This is a genomic window from Flavobacterium akiainvivens (assembly GCF_001278115.1).
Classification (GTDB): domain Bacteria; phylum Bacteroidota; class Bacteroidia; order Flavobacteriales; family Flavobacteriaceae; genus Flavobacterium; species Flavobacterium akiainvivens.
In genome coordinates, this window is record NZ_LIYD01000005.1 from 3087504 (window position 1) to 3108077 (window position 20574).

Here is a 20574-nt window from a genome sequence, read left to right on the forward strand (position 1 = left end):
AACATTAAAATACCCAATATTGCGTTGCATTAGATTTTATGGCAGCCTTAGCACCAACAGATGGCAAAACATAAGTAGCCGACTGGTTGATATTTACACCGGATGCCCCCTGAATGGTAACAGCGTTTGTAGTAGCATCTGTCTTGATAATATTTACTTGGTAGCCTGCCATGGCAACAGCAGTGGGCAATGTAACGGTTACCGGTGCAGCAGTGGCATTAACATACACATCCAGCTGTCCGTTGGCACCAAACTGGCTTACAGTTAACGTTGTGCCGGTTGTAATGTTTATGTAAGCCGACAGGTTTATTTTACTATCCAGTTCTGCCTTTCTCACTACATGGTTTGGAGCAGTAGGAGCTTCATAAACCGTAATCTGTCCGCTTAGGCTCATGTTGCCTGATTTATCTAAACCGGCAACCGTTGTACCAGCTAAAGACCATTTTTGCAGCAGCCCGGTAGATGATGCATTTAACTGGTCTACGGTTACAACCGGGTTAACATCATTTACGTTCCTGGTAAAAGAAAGGCCGTTGGCATTTAAATTAATAGCAGCGTTATTTGCGTCTACAGTATGGGCAATGCGGTTAGTACCCAAATGTCCCTGGGTTGTAAAATAAGCTTTTACAGTTCCGTTTAGCTGCATTGACAGTATGTTACCTGTGGAAGCGGCATTGGCCTGATTAAGGGTAAGAGCGGCATTGGCATCGGCAATATTCCTGCTGATACTTGTACCGTTAGCCAGCATTTGTATGTGGGCGTTATTAATTGTAGATAGGTTTGCAAATGAGGTCGCCCGGGCTATACCGGTGTTGTCTACTGCAAATAACCTTGTAAAAGTTCCACCACCGTTAGCAGCCGATGTAGTGCCTGCCTCAATAAGCATATTGTTACCTGAGTTGCCCGTTGATGCTTCATATGGTGCAATCCATAATGCCTTATAGGATGCTCCTCCTGTTTGGGCAATAGTAGGCGTTACAGACACCGCGCCCTGATTAACATTATTGCCCTGTAGTGCACCATTACCACCTATATCCATTATAAAGCCGGGAAGACCGGTACCTCCAAAATAATACGAAAAAAAAGGAGTTTGAGCCTGGGTTTGCAGGTACCTGTTCATTCCGCTTGTGGCTGTTGCTGCCGAACCAAACCGAGCAGGCTTTGCAAAGGTACCTGTACCGCCAAAATCATAACCTACTTCAAGTACGTTTGAGTTAAATCTCATAAAACCTTTTTCGGTGTTAGTGGTTTGCTCTGCCGTATTAAATATATTAAACCCGCCTGTGGCTGTAGAAGGTATGTTTACAGATGTACCCCTAATATTTACAGACCCCGAGGCACCATTCTTTTCAAATGCCCTATTGCCTTGGCCATCGGATATTATAACCCAATTACTGTCATCTGAAGCCATTCCATTTACCCTACCCAATAATGTATTGTTGTTCCCTATAGTTATACCTATTTTATGTAAATAACTAGTCACTCCTGGAGTAACTACTACATTATCAGATCCCGTTGTTATCCCTGGTTCAGTATTGAATGTAGGATCATGTATGTTAGAACCTGCTCCTCTGCCAATGAGCGTATTTCTCATACCTGTAGTTACAGATGTTCCTGCTCCCTGTCCTACAGCTACGCTACTTTCTGCAGTAGTTGAATATTGAAGCGCGCTAATTCCTACTCCAGTATTTAGCCTACCTGTAGAATTAGCAAATAGCGAATATGCACCAATACCCATATTTCTATCACCAGTAGTCGTATTCCTTAGAGCACTATGACCAAAACCTACATTATAAACACCTGTAGTATTATTGGCAAGTGCATAATTTCCAAAAACAGTATTAGATACTTGATCACCATTTCCTCTATTATTTACAAAATGGTTACCTACTTCGTCTTCGTATACATAAAGGGAACGATTTCCTGAACTACTATATACTCCAAAAACAGTTGATATAGTACCCGATACAGGTAAGGAAGGATTTCTTGCAGATAACCATGCTGGTATAGAAGTGATACCCGACGTACCATAACCCGCACCTATAGCGCCTGAATACATATTATATGGCCCCATATTAAGACTTTGACTAGCCCCACTATAAGGCACAAATAGTGTATCATTATCAGTAACCAATTGTTTAACGTGTTGTATACTATCTGTAAGCTGTGTTTCTGTAACATAGCCGGATGTTGGCACCCAATTCGCTCCATTAAAATATCGTACAATACTATCTGTAGGCGATATCCTTACCTGGCCAAATTTGTCCATCTCAGGAAAATGCTCTGCATCAGTAGCAGGTAGTGTAAATGTTTTTGTGGCTTTTATTCCGCCTTTAAAATCGGTAACCTGGCCAGGGCTACCACTTGGCACAACTGTCTGGCTTAACCCAGCAGCCGACAGCAACAGCAATACCAACAGTATATAGTTTTTCGTTTTCATCATAATAAAAAGTTGATGTTATACTTAAATCCTGCGTAAAAATCAAAACCTGAAATAACCCCGGTTTGCGGGTTGAACCCGAAACCATCCAGGCTGTCAAGGTCGTTGTATACCATATTATGCCCGCCTATCTGCACCACCTCCTGCGCACCGATAAGCTCAGGAACATAAAGGGTGTTAGTGTCTGACAGCACGCGTATCATGACCCAACGGTTTTTTACCTCGCTACGCAGCAGGAAATGGTCATCCTGATATAGTGTGGGAATCGTAACGCTAAAATCATCCTGTGGGGCCTGACCCTGAATGTAGAGTGTTTGCGCATTGGGATAGCGGATTTTTATGATTCCCGCACCCAATGCCATAAGCATATTTGCATTCTCGTCATAAAACTGAGGCGAATGTGTAGTGAGCGGGTTTTGCTGCAATGTTTGATGAAACGTAGGCATAAACGGGGCAGGCGTAGTGCCCTGCAATGCCTGAAAATCAGCGGTAGCAGCCTGCCCCTGCCCTGTTCCGTAAGTCCCTCCTTCTCCCACCCACAGGTAAGAAAGTGCTTCTGCCTGCGCATTGTATCCTTTAAAAATGGTATAACCCTCATCCTGTGGCTGTACGGCTATAGCCGGGCTACGGGTGTTGAGCCACTGTACTATGGTTTGGTTAGCAGCAAGCGTAAAAGTTATAAAGTCGGTTTCCGGATCATCTTCCATCTCCTGGTTGGTAGCCTGGTTGGTGTACATCAACTCAATATGCGCCGATGTTAGCTGTATACCACCCTGTCCGTAAGTGCCTTTACCCTTTACCATCATCTTGTATTTTACAATGGCAGGGTTAAGGTTTACCGGGGTTATACTTGTTGACGGTGTTAATGGGATTGTACCCCCGCCTATGGGCGTACCTCCTAATATGGGCGATAACCGGGCCGACTGGCTGCCTATAAACCATACCGACTGCTTTTCGTTAACCGTATAAGCAGGCAGGTTGTTAATCTTGGCCAGGATACTGGCGGTTGACTCGCCCGGGGTATAGCGGAAGGTTTTTTTGATATCGATGTTATCCTGGTCCTGCAAGCCTTGTAGGCCAAGCGTGTGGCGCGAATAGATAACATCAAGCAGGGCGGCCTGCAGTAACGGTGCACTGGTGTACATTATGCCGTTTAAGGTTACCTCAGCATAATGCGTTAAGGGCAGTAGCACATCGGCGCGCTCATAGCAGTTAAAAATCTCTACCCTGTTGCCCCGCACTGCCGATATGTAGTTTTTGAGGTACTGCACACCGTTTAAGCTAAAACGGCTGTCGCTTACCGTGTTGATAATGGTCATGGGGTAATTTTAGTAAATCTCATACCTGAAGGCCGGGGTTTGCACACATCAAAACCGGGATAGCCGGTACGCAAAAGATAGTTATGCACATTTTGCCACACCTGCATGGCCGCCTCGCGATTCAGGTTGTAAATGGTTTTCTTGTCGGATGCCGTTACAGGCTTGCTGCTGTCGTTCAGTTTTTCGACAACCGAAAACGGCGTGTCTATGGAAGATGAAAACATGATGTATCGCGCGTAAGCGAAATAAGCCAGCACCATTTTAAGTCCGTAATTCGTGTAGCTAATGCCATCGTGCTCATACACCCCGCCGTCCAGCAATTGGTTATAATCTTCTGGTAAAGCCATAATTTTATTGAACAGGCCTTCGCCGATGAGGGGTTGCACGTCCAGCAACTGCGCATCGAGGATTTGCTCGTTAAGCTTTTCATCATACGGGGTTTTGGCTACCTGCTTGTAGCGGGCTATATCAGCCCGTGTAATCAATGTCTGCATCGTCGGTCAGTTTTTGGGGTTCAACGGTAAGGCTTGAATGGTCTGCCGACTGCCCCAGCAGGCGGTTGATGATGGCGGTAAGCAGGTTGCGCTCGCGCGTGGTGTTTTCCCAGTAGGTGCGTTTCATTTCACGCATAGCCTCGCCGCTGTTGCCAAACAGAGCGCTGTCGTTAGTCTTTACAAGGCCACTGGGCAGGTTGTTAAAGGCCACCAATATGTTTTCGCGCACGCTGGCTTCGGTATACTCAAACAGCTTGTCGTCTATCTTGCTTTCAATTTGTTTGATGAGCACGGCATCTTCCAGCTTTTCGCCTGCAAAATCCATTTCAAGGCACAGCACGCCACCGGTATTATCGGCCCCCAGGCTGTCTTTAATGGCTTTCTGGAAAGCATCGCGCTCGGTTTCAGCATGTTGGTGTGCGGGAGTTCCGGGCACAAGGCTATCGCCCACAAGCGGACGGGTGACCACCAGCGTATTGCCAAAGAACCCTTTGCGCAGCAGCCTGTTTTTGTAGACCGATGCCTGCGCCTCGCTATCGCAATCCTCAGCTACCGAATCAATACGGCTCAGGGGATAAATAAGCTTGGTATCCATATTAATGTACAATACCTGGCCTTTGTAGTGCTCCCACCCTCCGGCTTTTTCAACCTGGGCATCAATCACTTTTTTACGGGGGTTGTACACGTCTATCAGCTCAATGTCGCTGCGTTTGGGGCGCAGCCATTCTTTGCATACGGCTACCTTACCGGCATAATCGTTACTGTCTTTTTTACCAATGCGGCACCATTCAAAAGGCAACACACTAAAGTCGGCTACCTGGTACAGCGCATTGTAGTTGATGTGTATGAACACCCCGCGCTGCTTGACTAAATCATCTGCCACATCGGCAGCAAAGTCGGCAAGCTTCAGGCTTTTGGACTTGTTTACCACAGTGGCATCGGCCTCCGGGCCATAGCCTTTGCCCAACAGGTACTGCACCATAATTGCAGCAGCGCTTTTTGCGGTAACGCTGTTGTTTATCAGCCTGTCCATACGCTCAGGGTAGGCGTTGTCTATATCATTGGCATACACATCGGCGGTTTTGCTCCAGGGTGTGAGGCGTTTCCAGACCTCTATGAGCAGCGCCTTCACGATTGTGATGTTTCAGAAGTCTCCTGGGGTTTCAGTTCCGGCTTTAGCGGAATCCTGGGTCGTTTTTTGCGCACCTGTGCCGATTTTTTAACGGCTGCCTTTACCATTTTGGCCTGTTCAAACACCGTGGGCGGCGGAATTTGGGCGAAAAGGCGTTCGCCACCGGGGCGGCTCAGCAGCTTTTGGGCATATTCATCGGTCATGTTGGCGTTGTTTACCAGTATGGGCGAGCCAAACTCCAGCGGTATGTTTTCATACTTGGCGTGGAGGCGGTAGTGGGATGTATTTGCCATAGCGTTGTAATGTTGTTTATATCGGGTCAAATATTGGGCAAGGCATTTGGGGCAGGCCGGGTTTACCGTTCCCGGAAAGAGCGTGGTATACTCGCGCAAAAAGAGCGTGAGGTACCGCTCGCCCCCACCCGTAATGCTACGGGTAAGGGTGGCGATATCCATGGTGGTAAAATCAGGCATTAGCCGGCGGCCTGTTCAAACTTGTTGGTAAAGGCCGTTTTGGTAGCAGCATAATCGCCATCAAGCAGGGTTTTAGGCATGGTGGTTTCTTCAAAACCATCGGCATTGGCAAGCTCAAACACAATCATGTTGTCGTTCTCGCGGCTGCTGTTAGTCATTGTACTCAGCTCAAGGCCGCTGCCAAGGCCCAGTATTTCAAAGGCTTCGGCGCTGCCTTCACCTTTCCACACCTGCTCTATAACGGCAACGTACTTGCCACCCTTACTCAACTGGTCGGCCTGTTGCTTGTTGTCTATGCCGGGGTTAAAAATCACGCCGCTAAAGGTGTGCTTAAACTTATCGGGCGCGTTTTCTTTTTTAACAAGTTCCCACGCCTTGCCGTTGCTTTGCTTAACACCGGTAAGCAGGTAGCCGGTTTTGCCGGGCTTAAGCTGCAGGTTAGTTACCAGCACGCGGTTTGTGGCGCTTATGGTGGTTGCGGCAATGTCTATGTCTTCTTTGTTGATGAGCACTACGTTTTGCTCTATACCGGCTACCGGTGCATTGGCGCAATCAAAAATAATATCGGCTGTAAGGCTTCCTGTGCAATCCATGTTTTTGTTTTTTAGATTAAAAGATTGAAGAATTGAAAGATTTTGGTTGTTGGTTGTTGGACACACCCCCAACCCCTCTCAAGAGGGGAGCAGCTTCACTCGGGCGTGCTTACTCGCTTGTAATGGAACGCGGCCTTCGGCAGGCTCAGGCTGACAAAATGGAACGCAAATGCCGCGGATTGGGCGGATTTTCGCGGGTTTTTATCCATTCCTTTCTTCAGAATCCGTCTTTGCGAGCGGAGTTTACGGAGCACGGCAATCTTTAAATTCAGTACTACGGAAAAAGATTGCTTCGGCGTTCCTCATCGCACCCGAGGGCTTTGCCCGAACTGACGAAGTAATGACGGCGCGGGTAACCACTCAACGCATCCCGGGGCGATGCCCCGGGCTAATACACGCGACCCCTTCAGGGTCAGGGAGAAAACCCACCCCGGCTTCGCCACCCCTCCGAAGGAGGGGAATAGCTACACTCGAACGTGCTTACTCATATGTGAGACGCATTCAATGCGTCTCTACACCCATGCAGAACTTTGAAAAAGAACTATAAACCATGAACCATAAACTGCGTTAGTATGCCGCTACCGTCATATATGCCTCAAGGTGTTTGGCATCGAGGGTGTAGGCGGCATCCATTATGTTGGTTTTAAGGGTTTTGTCGTAAAACACATCCAGCTTGGTAAGGTCGTCTTCGCTTAGTGTACCCACGGGGATGTTGCTCTTGGTGGTTAGCACGGCGCGGTGCGGCAGGTTGTGCTTTGTGCCGTTGTTTTGGTACTGCTTAATGTAGCGGTCCCAGTCGTAGCGCACTTTAACTTCAATGCCATCAAAATACAGCTTTGGCCTGCCCTCTTCTACCACTTCAAGGAAACCCGAGCCCAGATTTTTGTTGCGCAGGGTGGCGCGGTAGTTATCGGCCAGGGTGCGCGATGCCAGGATAAAGGCATCTTCTGCTGATACCAGGCGTTCATCGGCTACGGTGACCATCTTTTCGAAAATGGCAAGGGCAGCATCTTCGGCAAGGGCCTGTGCGGTGTAGTTGGCACCGCCGTTTGCGGTGATGGCCACACGGTTAGCCGCGTTGCTTGGCACTTCGGTAAATATTTGCTTAAACAGGCCATCGAACGAGTTAAAGTACTCGAGGTCGGTACCGTTAGTAAACACACCGCTGTTTGATATAGTAGCCGCGGCGGTATCGTTAAACCACACCTTACGGTGGATGTTCTCGATAAGGGCGCTTTCTACAGCGGCGATGATAACGCCAAACTCCTGCGTGCCCACGGCATCAAAAAAGTCGGGGTTTATGCGCTGCGATTTGCGGAACAGCTTTAATAGCGCAGGCATATCGTTCTGGCAGTGCTTCAGGCGGAAATCCTCCAGCACGGGTGTCCAGAATTTTTCGGTCAGCGTAAAGCCGCCGGCCTCATTTGGCGTACAGCCCTCGCTCTTTTTGCCCAGCAGGCCAAGCCTTTCGGCGAATGCGATTTGTGTTTTTACGTCTATGCCGGTTTCAACCTCGTGGTATTCGGCCAGGTCGCTTTCATTAAACACCCTTTCAAAAATCACTTCGCTCATGGTTTCGGCCTCGCGGGCGTTAAGCGTTAGGTCGTCTGCATTAATTAGCGCCATTACTTCCTGTTTTTATCTTTCAAATATTGTTTCATGCCACTAAGCCTGTCGGTTTCGGTACGCCTTAAGGCTACTTTTTTGCCGTCTACGCTGTAGCGGCTGCCCACCTGGCGTTTCAGGGCCATAACCTCGTTTTTAATCAGGTTAAGCTGCCTTTTAAGGCTTTGTTTTCGGCGCGCAGGGCGGCTGCGGCAGGGGCTTCTTCTTCGGGTTCTATAATTTCGGTCAGTTCGCCTGCGGCAAACACATAGGTGTAGCCATCGGGCATCAGGTATTCGCCTTCGGCAGGCTGGCCGTCTACGGTGGCAAGTGCGCCAATTTCAATCACGCCGTCATCGGGCAAATCGGTAAAGTCAATTTCGGCGCCGGTGGCATCCTGCACCACCTTGCTGTAGATGTGGGCATTTTTAATGCGGCCCATCACCCGGGTAAACAGGCTTTCCATCCAGTGCCTGTCTTTGTCGGTAAACGATCCTCTCATGGAGTTTTTGTTAATGAAAGCTTTGGCTGCAGCCTTAACCTGCTGCGGGGTTGTGGTAAAGCCCAGTGCGTGCACCTGTTTGGCCGAAAGCCAGGTTTCGTTCTTTAAAAGCGGCAGTATGGCCTGTTCCTGCACACCCAGCGCCTTTTTGTAAAAGCCCACCATTTTTTGTTCTATGGTGCGTAGCTGGGCGGCAAACTGCTCAAGCTCATCGGCCGTGCCCATAGAGCCACCCCAGGGCAGGTGAATCATGAACGGCGTGTTTTCGCGCAGTTGCCGCTTGCTGCCCGCCATAAAGATGACGGTGGCAATGCTGGCTACGATTCCCGACCCTATGGTGGTTATGGGTTTGGCCAGCGCGCGGAGGTAGTGGTAGATGTCGAAACCTACGTCTACAAGGCCACCCTCGCTGTTTATGTGCACGTTAAAGGCCGTGGCTTTGGGCTGTTTTTTTACCTGCGATATGACGTCTACCAGTTCTACACCGGTAACACCGTCAAAAGTGCCTATCTGGCCGGAGATATAAATGTTTCCTGTCATTTTCTTTAGTTCAAAGTTTCAAGTTTAAGGTTTAAAGTTGGCCTCACCCCCAACCCCTCTCCAAAGGAGAGGGGAGCAGCTTCACTCAGGCTGATAAACCGGGGCAAGCATTTAAATTAGCTTTGCTTCTCAGGCTTAGCCAACATTTAAAATTAGCTTCGCTCAGTTCGCCTTTCAGGCTTGTGTCATCATTCAAAATTTAAAGGCTAACTTTGTAGTACTAAATGTACTGTTATGTTTAAATGGCTTTTTGGGAAAAAGATTGCCAAGCCGGTTCCCAGGTTTGATTTTGCAAATATGCCTGCGCTTAATGAGTGGGGTGTGTTTTACCAGGGTGGCGGGCTTAGCCTGTACAGCCGCTTTGCGGGGCAGCTGCCGGGTGGCACGCAGTATATTTATTTGAAGTCTTTCCCGGAGGCGCTGCCGCTGGAACGCAATATTTTTGGCGACTGGCTGTGCCCGGTTTCAACCGGTGTGTACCTACAGCAATGGGCCGATACTACGGGCACTAAAGCCGCGTTAGTATTTGTAAGTAACGAAGGCGAAGCCCGTATTGTTAAAGAAGATATTGAGGGTACTGACTGGCAAAGTGGTTATGAGGGCGGTAAGCCGGTAATTGACTTTGGCGGAGCCATTGAAAAATTTAAGATTGAATAATTGAAAGATTGAGTGCTGGCCTTCGACAAGCTCAGGCTGACCGAGCGAAGTGGCATTTAAAATAATTTCTCTGAACTACACTGCAAAGATACGACGGGTTTTTAGGGGTTTAGTGCAGCCGTTCTTTCACTAAAAAAATGAGGAAATACAGGGGTTTTACGTGATTTTGCCCTGAAAAAGCCTTTTGCTACGGGCTTAAAAATGCGTATTTTGCCATAACCAACACAAAAAGTATATGAAACTGCTCCTCTCCTGCCTGGCCTGCCTGGTGTGTTTTAGCTGCCCGGCACAGAAAAAAGATTCTATTACCTACAAGGAAGAATATGTGGAAACCGAAGGTTATTTTACGCGGCAGTTTGAAAGCATTATGTATACTGCCCTTGAAGACAACACCAATACATGGTATGCCTGGGCTACTTTTAGCAAGGAACTGGACAAAATTGACTCGCTGCGATATATATGGCAAAACTGGAACAGCCGGGGTATGTACTTAAAGATTGCCGGAAACCTAAAAATTGGTCAGTATGGCGACTTTGGCCATCTGGGCGGGTACAACTCTGAAATATACATCACAAAAATTATTGCGGCTGATACCACCCGTACTTACAAAGGCTTTTTGCGCGATAAATTACTGGCGCAAGGCTATGTAGTATTTGGCAATGATACCATAACGCCTGTGGCCGACTTTGAACCGGGCAAGGAATACCGCTTTAGTGCGTTTGACGATGATTACAACTACAAACTGCGTGTAAAGAAGGTTAACCCCGTGGATATTGAATATACGTTTGAATACTACAAGCGCAAGAAACTGAAAAAAACCGTAAGCGGGGTGCTTACACTCAATGCGGGTTCTGCAAAATGGCATCAGCTGGAAGGCATGCCCTACCGTTATGAAAGCCTTGATAAGTATGATTTAAACGGCAATACGCTTGTTAAAATAGAACCGGGCGAAACAGACAGCACTACAGGGAAAAGAAGCATTTACATTGAAGAATACCTTACCGGGCTGCGCATGGAGGGCGCCCTGGGCCTTACGGAAGATTAACCCTCCATAAAGGCAATAATGTTAAACATGGTGCGGCGGCTTATATCAAACTCATCGGCTACAATGGTGGCGGCCATGGTTTTTTGGCGGCCGGTGTATTTTGTGTGCAGGTTTTGGGCTTCTTTAAGATAGGCTTCATAATATACCTTCCAGTCGAGCAAATGCACGGGTATAATGCCCTTGCCCATAAGGGATAGAAAACTATCGCCAAGGGTTGTAATGGTTTGGTAGCGGGTCATTGCCATTTGTTTATGGGGCAAACATCTGTACTGCGCACCTTGGCGCTAAGGGGGCATTTGCACAGGTTACAGTAGGCGCCTTCAACCTGTGTAAGATTGTCTTTTATAAAAGCCAGCAGCTTGCCGTGTTTTGCGTGCGGGCAGGCGGCGCAATGGGCAGCACGTTGTTTTGCAAGGGTTTCGGGAACTTCAGCTTTGGCAAGGTAATTTTTCCAGCCGGAGAGAATTTTGCTGATATTCAAAAAAATAAATTATAATCAAACATTTTGTTGAAAAAAATCTTTTATATTTGAGGCAAACATTAATTAAAACACCAATGAAAAAATTTACACTCCTCTTTTTGTTTTTTAGCCTGGCGGCAACTGCACAGGTATTTCCTGAACTTGACCCAACGTTTTTAAAACCGGGAATGAAAGTAAAACCTAATGAGAAAATGACATATGGTTTTGAAAATTTTTATGAAAAAAAATATAAGCGTTATAAAACTACCGGCAGAGAAACCGCGGCAAATGAATTGATAGGCAGAGTATTTGAGATTGTTGAAGTTGCCCCGTATGATGAAGCAAATCCTATTGAATACTATTTTATAACATTAAAAGATACTGCTACAGGAGAAGTTTTATATTATAAAAACTGGGTAAAGAATACGAATAGTAATGAACTTCTGATGATTGATGATATAGCATTACCGTCAGACTATTTTTGTAAGTATATTACCAGTACACCCGGCTATAACACGTATTTTGTTGTAGAAAGTATAATACGTATGACCAAAAGTTTTACTGATGGTAAGCCTCGTTACTCTTTAACAATAAGAAGTGGTGTATTTAAAAAAAATTCAGGAAAGGGCACCATAACAATTACGCTTAAAGACGGTAAAACTATAGTGCGCAAAAATGTTTCAACAAAGGCTACACCAACCGTCGGTGGAGAGGTTGAAAGTTATGAAGCCAATATTACCCTTACAGAAGCAGAACTAAAATTGTTAAAAGAAAGCGAAATTGTTACTTGTAATTTTTTCTCACTTCATGATGAACCTATAAATCAACAAACTGCCGGTACCATAAAAGGCACCATAGATTGCCTGATGGAAAAAAAATAACAACTGCCCCGCAATAGCGGGGCTTTTCTTTTAAAAATTTGCGCCATCGCGCACCTGTACATAGCTGTTGCCCTGGGTAATGATATCCTGCACGGCAACCACAGGCTGGGGTAAAGCCGCATTTGCCAACGCTATTTTGCCTGCTAACTCATCAACGTTAAGTTGCTGCTGCGCGATTTCGCGCGATACTATGCCCCCATTGGCAAAATAATTGGGCGCTGTGCTACCCCCTGCCGGAAAGGCATTATTAAAGGCCATAAAGTGGCGGGCAGCATTGCGGTTCATTACACCAATAAGTTCACCCTGTTCGGCTTCAAAACGGGTGCCGTCTGCCCCGGTAAAGAGCGTACCGCCGGCGCTGTGGCGGTTGCCGCCTACCTGTACAAGGCCACCCTGCTCAAATTTAGGTTGCTTAGATGATGTAATTTTAGCTACATTACGCAAGCCTGTTGCCGTAACCGTGGCGGCGGCAACATAGTTAAACGGCGGCGGCGATGCTGCCAGCGCCTTAGTAGCAGCCTGGTAAGTATCAATTAACGCCGCAGCGGCAGAAAACGCCTTGCCTGCCTTGCTTTCCTTGCCAAATATCTCGGCCATCTGGCTATAGCTTTGGCTGGCCATTTGTAGTTTGTTGTCTAAACGGGCTTTTTCTATATCGCGTATGTTTTGCTCCTTTTGCTTAACGGCCTCGGTTTCAAGCGCGTTATATTGTTCCTGGGTAATTTTCTTGTCTTCCAGCTGTTGCTTAAGGGTTTCTATATATGCCTGGTGGTGTGCCTCTTCGGTTATAACCTGTGCATCATATTCGGTTTGTGCTTTTTCCAGCCTCGCCTGATATTCTTCTTCAGCCTTTGCAGCTTCATCTGCCCTTTTTTGTTGTTTTTTAGCTGCTTCTTTCTCTTCTGTGGCCGCCGTAAAATCTTTGAGCTTTTGATTATTCTGTGCAATGGCTTCCTCATGTTCTGCATGCATTGCCTCAACTTCCTTAAGATACTGAAGTTCTTCGGTAGACATTTGCACAAGGTTATTACCCTTTGCCTTGAGCAAATCATCATCAATCTTCAGTTCTTTTGCAAGCTGTTCTTCTTTCTTTTTTAAATTTCCCGCTAATCTTTCGTTTTCTTTTACAACAAGTTCTTCATCAATCTTTTCAGCATTTTCAAACAGGCTTTTACTGCGCTGCAATTCCAGGTCAAGTTGTGCTTTTGCAAAGCGGTTGGTTATGTCGAACATGTTTTGCTGACTCTGGGTGTTAATGTTTTCTTCGGCTATCTGAAACTCAAGTGTGGTAATTTTCTTAAGGCGCAACTGCTCTTTTAGCAGCGCGATGGATTTAGTTGCATAATCTTCTTCATACTTTAGCTGCTGTGCAAGGGTTTTGCCCCGGGTACCGCTTTCGGCTACAAACAGGTCCAGCAGCTGCCTTTGGCGTTCCAGGGCTTTGTCATACTGCTTTTGGCGGGTAGCTTCGGCTTCGCGGGCAGCGGCAGCATCCTGTGCTTTTACCTGGTCTCTTACGGATTTTTCATCGGCTGACTGGCGTTTTTTTATGGTAACTTCTTCATCTACAATGCGCTGTTTTTCTACTTTGGCATCCTGAAGCGTTTTAAGCTCCTCGGCCGTTATGCCCCTGGTTTCCTGCAATTTTGCAATTTGCGCAGCGGTACCGTTTTCCAGTATCAGCATTTCATCATCACTCAGTTTCTTTTCCTGTTGCAGTTTAGCCTGTGCTATGCGGTAGGCTTCTTCGCTAAGGTGCCTGCGCTGGTTGTAGTTTTCCTGCTCTACTGCGGCAGCATCCTGAAGGGCTTTAATACGTTCTTTTTCGCTAAGGGTTTGATCGCGGCTTTTGGCAATAAGCTGGTCTACCTGCTTTTTAGCGGTATTGTTTAACTCTTCCTGAAGTATCATTTCGCTGTTGAGCCTTGACTGGGCCTGTGCAATTTTTTCGAGCCCCTGTGCCGCATCATCTGTAGCGCCAGTTAGCTTGCCCAGCCAGCCGGCAATTGCTTCTATACCGCCGGCCAATAGCTCTATGGGCTTATTAACCCACTCTATTACAGGAGCAAGCGCCGCAAAAGCTTTTTGCATGGCGTTTGTAAGGGGTGTAAAGTTTAAAAGCTTATCGATTACAAAGCCTATGATAGATAAGAAAGCTCCCAGGGGGTTTGCCTTAATGGCGGCACCCATGCCTTTTATGCCGGTGGTCATGCCTTCTACCGCACCTTTAAATAGTTTGCCGGTACCGCCCGCCTCTTTGGCCCTTGAAAGAAAATCGCCCAGGCCGCCGTTAAAAATATTTATGCTGTTAAAAGCTTCGCCCAGACGGGTTTTAAAATCGTTAAAAGTGGCACCCATCTTTTCGGTTTGGCCCATGTGTGCCGCTATGGCGTTGCTCTGCTCTTCATAGGCCCGGGTGAGGCTTTTAAGCACGGCTTCGTTACGGATAAATTCTGCCGAACTTTCCTTGCCTTTTTTTGCAAGCTTTTCCTGCCGCTCCATAAGGGCTTCCATTTCTTTTTTTGTATCCTGTGCCGCTTTTACCAGGTTTTTGGTATCGAAATCAAGCTCGGCCAGAATTATTTTGTCTTTTGCCATTATGCTATGGTTATGCTTAAAATATTGCTTTCAAGGCTTATGGTTTTGGCTACATTATTTACTGTCATGCTTATGGTATAACTGCCCGGCGTGGGGTATACGACAGTATATTCATAATTAGAAATTTTAGTAACCGTGGCCCCCGCTGCGGCGAGTGTAAAGGTGTAGGCATCGAGCCGGTAAAGTGTATCGAGCCAAACGGTTAGGGGCAGGTTAACGGCAGCCGTTTTTTCTATCTGGCCAAAGCCGAAACTTATGGCGGGCAATGTGTGGGTTAAGGCATGTATCATGGTATAATGGTGGTGTTAGATGGAATAGTAATATCTACACTATTAGAGTTGTAGCCACCTGCCTGTAGCCTTATGCTAAAGTTGCCCGGCGGGGTAGAATCATAAAAACGGGGATTATTGTTAGCACCCAGCGGAAAGTTAGATGCCGTTTCAAAACCGTTTTGCGATACCTGAAGGTTAACAATTGATGCCATTACATTGAGGTCGAAATAAATACGCACCGTATGGTTTTGCACCTCTACTTTTGTAATGGCTATGGGCTGTTGCGGCTCGAAGGCATCGAGCCCGGGCTGTATGCGCACCAGTTCGCACTGTGTAGGCCTGCCCGGCAGGTAATTATTTATTTTATTGAGAATAAAGTAAGAACCCAGTTGCTCTATATAATAAAGTTTGCGAAAGTCAAGATTGGCAATATCTACATCAGTAAGCCATAATTGTGCTGTAACCACCTGTGCATTTTGTAATATGCCCCGCATGGGCCCATAGTAATCCTGCAAAATATCTTCAAAAGGGAGTTTCCAAAAGCTCTCTGCCCAATATGCATCATTTGCGCCTATATCCTGCACTGATGGGGAGCGCAGTACAATTATTTCATTGCGTTCTATAGCCCGCATAAAATAATACCGCTTGTCGAGCGCTTTGTATTTTACTGGCTCTTCACCCTCTGCGGGGTTTTCTACGGTTTCTTTTTCAAACATGCGGTACACACGGCTGTCGCGGTTTATGTATTTAATAGCATAGCGGTCCGGGCTGTATATTTTGCTTTTTACTACATCGCGGCTTTCCGGCTGGTTGGCATTTGCCGCCTCCAGGTAGTAATCGCTGTGCGTGGCTTCTTTATCGCTGTAGTTGTAGCGAAACCAGTTGCGCTGTGCATAGCTGCCATAAATATAGTTTTCGCTTATTTTTTTACTGAACTTTTTGCTCCAGTCAACCGGTGCATTGTCCTGCAAAATTTCGTGCAGGGTAAGAAATTCATAGCTGTTAGTGTATTTATCTTTAAACAGGGTCAGGCCAAAGCGGTGCACTATTTCGTTTACAAAATCGCGGATTGAAAAATCGGCAAGGGCCGCCTTAAAATCATACTCATTTTGGTTAATGCGTATAAACTCCAGGTTAAATTCCTGTTGGTTTCCTACAAGCGCAAAGCCTCCTGCCGAAGTTTCGTTTGAAGCTTTAGTAACAACAATACAAATACTGTCCTGGGCATTAAGGTATATAGTACGTTCTGCATTAAAGGTGGCCTGGTGCTGTATTTCGTCCATCAGGAGCTTAAACTGCGGCACCATGTGCGGCTGTAATACAGGCACATTTTTTCCAATATATACCTTGCTCCTTTTATGAGTACCAAAAGCGCTTATAGAATTAAAACTGCCCGAAACCACCACTTTGTAATAGCCAGATTGTTCTACTTTTATATGGCGGTTGTTTAAAAGCATAACATCTGTGGGAGACTGGTTGGGGTATCCTACATGATAAAAGCCAATATTGCTACCGGGTGCCGCACTGCCATCATAACCATATTCTGTAGGTTCAAAGAGCGTTTGCGGAGCATCGCCGGTAATCATGCCCTGCGGGTAGGTCATCCACAGGTTTTTAAAATTTTCTGTATTAAACACGCTGCCGGTACACGTTGCCTGATGCTCTGTAAAAATTTTATCCCACAGCCAGGCTACGTTTACAGATGGCACCAAATATTCAACATTTGGCTGTGGATAGTACAAAGAGCCCGGTTCCGGATTTACATCTCCCGTGCGGCCATTATAATCAGCCAGTATATAGCGGTATTTTTTGCCGGCTGCCGGGTTCCAGGAAGTAATTACGGTATCTATATCTTTTGTGTGGTTAAGCTCTTCAAGGTTAAGGTCGCCCAGGGATTTGTTTTCTATGGCCTTGTAAAGGTCTATAATACCGTCATAAATAACACATTCATAGCTGTCGCCGCCATCGGTTATTTGCGCCCAGCCGTTGTATACAAAGCATTCGCCGGTATGGCCGTACAGGCTGCACGGGGTTTTTTGGTACGGAATGGTACTGGTGTTGCCCGGCAGGGTAAGAAACTCCATAAGCTTAACGTTATGGGCGGTTTTGGGCAGGCTGAACTTATTGGTATAGCCGGCCTGGCGGTTTTGCAGGCTGGCAATGTCATTTACCTGCCGGGTTTGGGCAATTACCTGCCCGGGAGGGAGGTCTGCCTGCTCGCCGTTTATGTATAATATGAGGGACACATTTTAGGGTTTGGGAAATATTTTAGTCGAAAGTCAAAAGTCATAAAGTTGTAAAGTAGCTTCGATGCACTAATCTTTATGACTTTTGACCTTTGACTTTTGACCTTTGACTTTTGACTCTTAAAGCGTTTGTGCATACCGCACCGGCAGCTCTATATCAAACATAAAATTCGTAAGGGGTTCCCGGGGATTTTTAATGCGGGCGCTTGTGGTTTTAAGGCTTACCTCAACCCAGTGGCGGTAGCTGCTCTGGCTGTAGGGCTTGCCGGTAAAGAGGTAAATTTTGGGGCTGTCTAAAATGCCCTGCACTATGCGGCTTTCGTTTTCGGTAAGGAGTTCTGCCACTACTTTAAGGGTATCAATACTTTCTTTGCCTATTTGTGTGGTACGGGCAAAGGTATCGCCCAGGTTGTTGTTATCGCGGTCGAGCTCGCCGAGCGATTTTGTAGCGCGGTCTATGCTGTAGGTATCTTCAAACAGCCAGTAGCTGTAGCCGCCCTGTGCATTGAGCCACTTGAGGTATATGCCGCATTTGTAGGGCATTTTTTCGAGGTGGATAAACGGGTCTTTATCGGTGTCTTCTTCATAACGCTTAATGCGCAGGCGGTTGTAGCCCACGGCAAGGGGCAGGAGGTCTTCGAGCGATTCATCGGTACGGCCATCGCTTACAAACAGGCGGGTGCCATAAGCACCAAGGGAGGGAAATTCCTGCTGCAAAAGGTTGGTTTCGTTTTTAAGGGTTAGCCCCGTTATACTGGCGTAAAACGGAATATCAAACGGATAGCCCTGCCAATATTTTAAGTAATAGCTGTTTGCCGTGCCGGCCATAAACGGCGAAAGCACATAGGTATTGCTAACCACATATTCAAACGGATCGCCCAGCTGCTGCACGCCTGCCAGCCATGAGAGGGTAACGGTGTGGGTTTCGGGGGTTTCAACACCGGGCAGGTATACTTTTATTTGCACCAGGCGCTGTAAAAACACGCGGTTAGACACGTAGTACACAAAGGTATCTGCATTGGCAGCGTCTATTTGCGGCTGTACGGTATCTTCAAAATTATTGCGGTTTATAAGCGCCGCCACATAGGGCCTGAAGTTAAAGAAAAACCAGCCGTTTGGGTCGGGGTACAGCCTTATGGGCATAGCGGCGGTGCCAATGGTAAGGCCTGTAATTTCGCTATACAAAGGGGTTGTGGTAGTGGTACTGTAGTAGCGTATTATGAGGTTGTTAAACGCCATGTACAGGCTGCGCTGGGTTACAGCGGTTGTAAACGTTATCATGCAGGGGTTAGGTATTGCAAAATCTCGGTGGTAAAGCCGGCAATGTAGGGCTGGCCGGCCTTATTAATAATTTGCTGTATGCGCTGCGGGGTGGCAACGCTGCGCACTATATCTTCATAGCCCGGGCGGGGTTTCCAGCCGTTTTTAGCAATTTTTCGCGCAATTAGGTAGGCAAGGCTCCCCAGGCTTATTTCGTTGCCCAGGCGCGCTGCTATGCCTTTTTGCTTAATCCATTGCAGTATGGCTTCACTGGGTGGCTGTTTGCCCGGCGGACGGCCTTGTATATAACCGTCTGCCACTATACTAAAGCCGTTGGGCAGCTGCTGCACCTGCACGGTTTTACCCCAGTTGCCTGTGGCTTCCATTCCGGAACTTTCGTATCTGGCTATGATTTCCTGCCGCAGGAGCTCAAATTCGGCCCGGAGTATTTGCTGTGCTTCACTGTTCATGGCTGTAGGGTATGCGGATTGTGTAGGTGCACAGCAGGCCGTCCATATTGGCATCGAGGGCATCGGTAACGTCTACGTTTTCCCATTGCTGCACCTCAGCGCCGGTGCAGGCCAGGCTGTTGCCCAGTGCGTTGAACTCGGCCAGCAGCGGCTCTATGTTTTGGGTGTATTTTGAGGTTTCGGCTGTACCGGCCTCTGCAAAATAATGCTGCCCATAGGCGCTGTGCTTTACTAAAAAGAACTTGCCGGTGTAGCTGTGGGCTATTATTTTGGTTGCCGTACTGTTGTATTCGGCCGTGCGGTTGGTAAATTCGTGCAGCAGGAAGATTTTATTTTCTTCGAGTGTGCCGTCGAGCAGGTTGAGGGCGGCTTTCTTGCCGTAATGGTATTCCATCTGCCGGTCTGTGGCCAGGGCGTGGAGTATGCGGACGATGTCGGTCATTTTTGTTGTGGATTTGTTTATGGGTTATTTGGTAATTTGTCCTTCGGCAGGCTTAGGATGACTGCAAACTGCTACCTGATATCTGCCTACTGTACCCAGGGCGTTGCCCGGGGCTAATGTGCGCGACCCTTTCAGGGTAACGGGATTGTTTGAATTTTAAGGGTGTGAGTGGATTCCCCTCTTGTGGAGGGGTGGCGAAGCCGGGGTGGGTCTTTCTTCAGGGATAATGTTGCCCACCCCGCCCTGCGTCCCGATAGCTATCGGGACCTCCGGGAGGAGGGGAATAGCTTCACTCGGGTGTGCTGACTCAACAAATTGGGCGTTACCAAACTGATAATCCCTTATTTTTGCACTAAAATTTCCTCAGTATGAGTTTTAAACTAAATCTTCTGAAGTCGCACTGGCTTGGCGGTGTAAAAGATGCGCAGGACGACCTTTGCTCCCACGGGTTTGTGTATGCCGAAATAGGTGGCGAAGTTTTGTGCAATGATACCGACTTTGAAGCTACTACCAGCGCGGCTGCACTACACCTTATGCGAACACTTAAACAGGATTATGAACCCGGTATGTTTGCCGGGCAGCTCCTGCCCTGCTGCGGACATTTTATAATTCCGGCCGATGACTTACTACGAGCCGATGTATACGGATGCCCCAGCGGTATTGACTGGCATGTTACACATCTTGACGGTTTTGTAACCCTTACCTCTGAAAAAGGAGCTAAGGCAACATTAATTTTTGAGCATTATAAAGACGAGATACTGGCTTTTGCCGATAGTGTAGAGGCATTCTATAAGGCATCTTTACCCAGAAACATCCCTACCGATGATTTTGACCGTAACTGCTATCAGGCTTTTTGGAACGAATGGCGGATTTTGAGGGAGGGCTTTTAATTTTACATTGACATGAAAAAACACCGAAAACTGATTGGCATAACGGCTATATTATCAGGCTTTGTGCTTAACGGATTGGGCTGGACGGTTTTGCCGGGCCCGTTTATGGGTACTGTAGCATTGATTTTAGGCCCCTGCCTTATTTTTGGTGGGATTTTTTACCTGCTGGTTATGCGTTAATTACCTAAAGGCGAAGATGCTGTTGTAGAGATTCCTCAACTCCGCTAAAGCTTCGTTCGGACACGAGGGTAAAGC

Annotated in this window: 22 protein-coding genes; 5 read left to right on the top strand and 17 right to left on the bottom strand. The window is 47.1% G+C overall.

Features of this window, described 5'->3' with window-relative positions; translation table 11 throughout:
- Positions 1–4: 4 nt before the first annotated feature.
- The 9 genes from AM279_RS20505 to AM279_RS13880 form a co-directional block, all read right to left on the bottom strand.
- A complete protein-coding gene (locus tag AM279_RS20505) occupies positions 5–2443 on the bottom strand; it encodes a beta strand repeat-containing protein (RefSeq protein WP_143090397.1) in 2439 nt (812 codons plus the stop codon).
- On the bottom strand, positions 2440–3759 hold the full coding sequence (locus AM279_RS13850; protein ID WP_054408623.1) for a hypothetical protein: 1320 nt from the start codon (positions 3757–3759) through the stop codon (positions 2440–2442). The genes AM279_RS20505 and AM279_RS13850 overlap by 4 nt, the downstream gene beginning before the upstream one ends.
- Entirely contained in the window at positions 3756–4253 is a 498-nt protein-coding gene (locus AM279_RS13855) for a DUF6712 family protein (RefSeq protein ID WP_054408624.1), read from the bottom strand. The genes AM279_RS13850 and AM279_RS13855 overlap by 4 nt, the downstream gene beginning before the upstream one ends.
- A complete protein-coding gene (locus AM279_RS13860; protein WP_054408625.1) occupies positions 4228–5385 on the bottom strand; it encodes a hypothetical protein in 1158 nt (385 codons plus the stop codon). The genes AM279_RS13855 and AM279_RS13860 overlap by 26 nt, the downstream gene beginning before the upstream one ends.
- Positions 5382–5858: a hypothetical protein gene (locus tag AM279_RS13865; protein WP_054408626.1), complete on the bottom strand. Its 477-nt coding sequence runs from the start codon at positions 5856–5858 to the stop codon at positions 5382–5384. Before AM279_RS13865 ends, AM279_RS13860 begins: the two co-directional genes overlap by 4 nt.
- The gene (locus tag AM279_RS13870; protein WP_054408627.1) at positions 5858–6451 is read right to left on the bottom strand and encodes a hypothetical protein; all 594 of its coding nucleotides are present in this window, start codon (positions 6449–6451) and stop codon (positions 5858–5860) included. Before AM279_RS13870 ends, AM279_RS13865 begins: the two co-directional genes overlap by 1 nt.
- Positions 6452–7018: 567 nt before the next feature.
- The gene (locus AM279_RS13875; RefSeq protein ID WP_054408628.1) at positions 7019–8077 is read right to left on the bottom strand and encodes a hypothetical protein; all 1059 of its coding nucleotides are present in this window, start codon (positions 8075–8077) and stop codon (positions 7019–7021) included.
- The gene (locus AM279_RS20970; RefSeq protein WP_262494134.1) at positions 8077–8202 is read right to left on the bottom strand and encodes a hypothetical protein; all 126 of its coding nucleotides are present in this window, start codon (positions 8200–8202) and stop codon (positions 8077–8079) included. The genes AM279_RS13875 and AM279_RS20970 overlap by 1 nt, the downstream gene beginning before the upstream one ends.
- A gap of 14 nt (positions 8203–8216) precedes the next feature.
- Entirely contained in the window at positions 8217–9098 is an 882-nt protein-coding gene (locus AM279_RS13880; RefSeq protein WP_054408629.1) for a head maturation protease, ClpP-related, read from the bottom strand.
- A 234-nt stretch (positions 9099–9332) separates the two neighbouring features.
- Here AM279_RS13880 and AM279_RS13885 point away from each other — a divergent pair, with 234 nt between their 5' ends.
- Positions 9333–9755, top strand: a complete 423-nt coding sequence (locus tag AM279_RS13885) for a hypothetical protein (protein WP_054408630.1) — start codon at positions 9333–9335, stop codon at positions 9753–9755.
- Between the two features lie 235 nt (positions 9756–9990).
- Entirely contained in the window at positions 9991–10800 is an 810-nt protein-coding gene (locus AM279_RS13890; protein ID WP_054408631.1) for a hypothetical protein, read from the top strand.
- On the opposite strand, the gene AM279_RS13895 is transcribed toward AM279_RS13890, so the two are convergent.
- Together AM279_RS13895 and AM279_RS13900 are read right to left on the bottom strand one after the other, a co-directional pair.
- A complete protein-coding gene (locus AM279_RS13895) occupies positions 10797–11039 on the bottom strand; it encodes a hypothetical protein (RefSeq protein ID WP_054408632.1) in 243 nt (80 codons plus the stop codon). The two genes, AM279_RS13890 and AM279_RS13895, sit on opposite strands and share 4 nt — an antisense overlap.
- Positions 11036–11281 carry a hypothetical protein gene (locus AM279_RS13900; protein ID WP_054408633.1) on the bottom strand — a complete coding sequence of 82 codons (246 nt, stop codon included), beginning with the start codon at positions 11279–11281 and terminating at the stop codon, positions 11036–11038. The genes AM279_RS13895 and AM279_RS13900 overlap by 4 nt, the downstream gene beginning before the upstream one ends.
- 74 nt (positions 11282–11355) lie before the next feature.
- On the opposite strand from AM279_RS13900, the gene AM279_RS13905 reads away from it, so the two are divergent.
- Complete coding sequence (locus AM279_RS13905; RefSeq protein ID WP_054408634.1) at positions 11356–12141, top strand: hypothetical protein; 786 nt, start codon at positions 11356–11358, stop codon at positions 12139–12141.
- Between the two features lie 30 nt (positions 12142–12171).
- Here AM279_RS13905 and AM279_RS13910 read toward each other — a convergent pair whose 3' ends face one another.
- The 6 genes from AM279_RS13910 to AM279_RS13935 all read right to left on the bottom strand — a co-directional run bounded on the left by AM279_RS13910 (position 12172) and on the right by AM279_RS13935 (position 19429).
- A complete protein-coding gene (locus tag AM279_RS13910) occupies positions 12172–14739 on the bottom strand; it encodes a hypothetical protein (RefSeq protein ID WP_054408635.1) in 2568 nt (855 codons plus the stop codon).
- Positions 14739–15029, bottom strand: a complete 291-nt coding sequence (locus AM279_RS13915; RefSeq protein ID WP_054408636.1) for a PKD domain-containing protein — start codon at positions 15027–15029, stop codon at positions 14739–14741. The genes AM279_RS13910 and AM279_RS13915 overlap by 1 nt, the downstream gene beginning before the upstream one ends.
- Positions 15026–17257: a hypothetical protein gene (locus AM279_RS13920; RefSeq protein WP_054408637.1), complete on the bottom strand. Its 2232-nt coding sequence runs from the start codon at positions 17255–17257 to the stop codon at positions 15026–15028. Before AM279_RS13920 ends, AM279_RS13915 begins: the two co-directional genes overlap by 4 nt.
- Before the next feature lie 120 nt (positions 17258–17377).
- A complete protein-coding gene (locus tag AM279_RS13925; RefSeq protein WP_054408638.1) occupies positions 17378–18538 on the bottom strand; it encodes a hypothetical protein in 1161 nt (386 codons plus the stop codon).
- Positions 18535–18987, bottom strand: a complete 453-nt coding sequence (locus AM279_RS13930; RefSeq protein WP_054408639.1) for a hypothetical protein — start codon at positions 18985–18987, stop codon at positions 18535–18537. Before AM279_RS13930 ends, AM279_RS13925 begins: the two co-directional genes overlap by 4 nt.
- On the bottom strand, positions 18977–19429 hold the full coding sequence (locus tag AM279_RS13935) for a hypothetical protein (RefSeq protein ID WP_054408640.1): 453 nt from the start codon (positions 19427–19429) through the stop codon (positions 18977–18979). The genes AM279_RS13930 and AM279_RS13935 overlap by 11 nt, the downstream gene beginning before the upstream one ends.
- Before the next feature lie 368 nt (positions 19430–19797).
- Here AM279_RS13935 and AM279_RS13940 point away from each other — a divergent pair, with 368 nt between their 5' ends.
- Together AM279_RS13940 and AM279_RS20660 are read left to right on the top strand one after the other, a co-directional pair.
- On the top strand, positions 19798–20319 hold the full coding sequence (locus tag AM279_RS13940) for a hypothetical protein (RefSeq protein ID WP_054408641.1): 522 nt from the start codon (positions 19798–19800) through the stop codon (positions 20317–20319).
- A 12-nt stretch (positions 20320–20331) separates the two neighbouring features.
- Positions 20332–20499, top strand: a complete 168-nt coding sequence (locus tag AM279_RS20660; RefSeq protein ID WP_160316451.1) for a hypothetical protein — start codon at positions 20332–20334, stop codon at positions 20497–20499.
- The last annotated feature ends 75 nt before the right edge of the window (positions 20500–20574 follow it).

Excerpts from the sequence above, each read along its gene's own strand:
- AM279_RS20505 (WP_143090397.1), bottom strand. The coding sequence starts at position 2,443 with ATGATGAAAACGAAAAACTATATACTGTTGGTATTGCTGTTGCTGTCG.
- AM279_RS13850 (WP_054408623.1), bottom strand. The coding sequence starts at position 3,759 with ATGACCATTATCAACACGGTAAGCGACAGCCGTTTTAGCTTAAACGGT.
- AM279_RS13855 (WP_054408624.1), bottom strand. The coding sequence starts at position 4,253 with ATGCAGACATTGATTACACGGGCTGATATAGCCCGCTACAAGCAGGTA.
- AM279_RS13865 (WP_054408626.1), bottom strand. The coding sequence starts at position 5,858 with ATGCCTGATTTTACCACCATGGATATCGCCACCCTTACCCGTAGCATT.
- AM279_RS13870 (WP_054408627.1), bottom strand. The coding sequence starts at position 6,451 with ATGGATTGCACAGGAAGCCTTACAGCCGATATTATTTTTGATTGCGCC.
- AM279_RS13875 (WP_054408628.1), bottom strand. The coding sequence starts at position 8,077 with ATGGCGCTAATTAATGCAGACGACCTAACGCTTAACGCCCGCGAGGCC.
- AM279_RS20970 (WP_262494134.1), bottom strand. The coding sequence starts at position 8,202 with ATGGCCCTGAAACGCCAGGTGGGCAGCCGCTACAGCGTAGACGGCAAA.
- AM279_RS13880 (WP_054408629.1), bottom strand. The coding sequence starts at position 9,098 with ATGACAGGAAACATTTATATCTCCGGCCAGATAGGCACTTTTGACGGT.
- AM279_RS13885 (WP_054408630.1), top strand. The coding sequence starts at position 9,333 with ATGTTTAAATGGCTTTTTGGGAAAAAGATTGCCAAGCCGGTTCCCAGG.
- AM279_RS13890 (WP_054408631.1), top strand. The coding sequence starts at position 9,991 with ATGAAACTGCTCCTCTCCTGCCTGGCCTGCCTGGTGTGTTTTAGCTGC.
- AM279_RS13895 (WP_054408632.1), bottom strand. The coding sequence starts at position 11,039 with ATGACCCGCTACCAAACCATTACAACCCTTGGCGATAGTTTTCTATCC.
- AM279_RS13905 (WP_054408634.1), top strand. The coding sequence starts at position 11,356 with ATGAAAAAATTTACACTCCTCTTTTTGTTTTTTAGCCTGGCGGCAACT.
- AM279_RS13910 (WP_054408635.1), bottom strand. The coding sequence starts at position 14,739 with ATGGCAAAAGACAAAATAATTCTGGCCGAGCTTGATTTCGATACCAAA.
- AM279_RS13915 (WP_054408636.1), bottom strand. The coding sequence starts at position 15,029 with ATGATACATGCCTTAACCCACACATTGCCCGCCATAAGTTTCGGCTTT.
- AM279_RS13925 (WP_054408638.1), bottom strand. The coding sequence starts at position 18,538 with ATGATAACGTTTACAACCGCTGTAACCCAGCGCAGCCTGTACATGGCG.
- AM279_RS13930 (WP_054408639.1), bottom strand. The coding sequence starts at position 18,987 with ATGAACAGTGAAGCACAGCAAATACTCCGGGCCGAATTTGAGCTCCTG.
- AM279_RS13935 (WP_054408640.1), bottom strand. The coding sequence starts at position 19,429 with ATGACCGACATCGTCCGCATACTCCACGCCCTGGCCACAGACCGGCAG.
- AM279_RS13940 (WP_054408641.1), top strand. The coding sequence starts at position 19,798 with ATGAGTTTTAAACTAAATCTTCTGAAGTCGCACTGGCTTGGCGGTGTA.
- AM279_RS20660 (WP_160316451.1), top strand. The coding sequence starts at position 20,332 with ATGAAAAAACACCGAAAACTGATTGGCATAACGGCTATATTATCAGGC.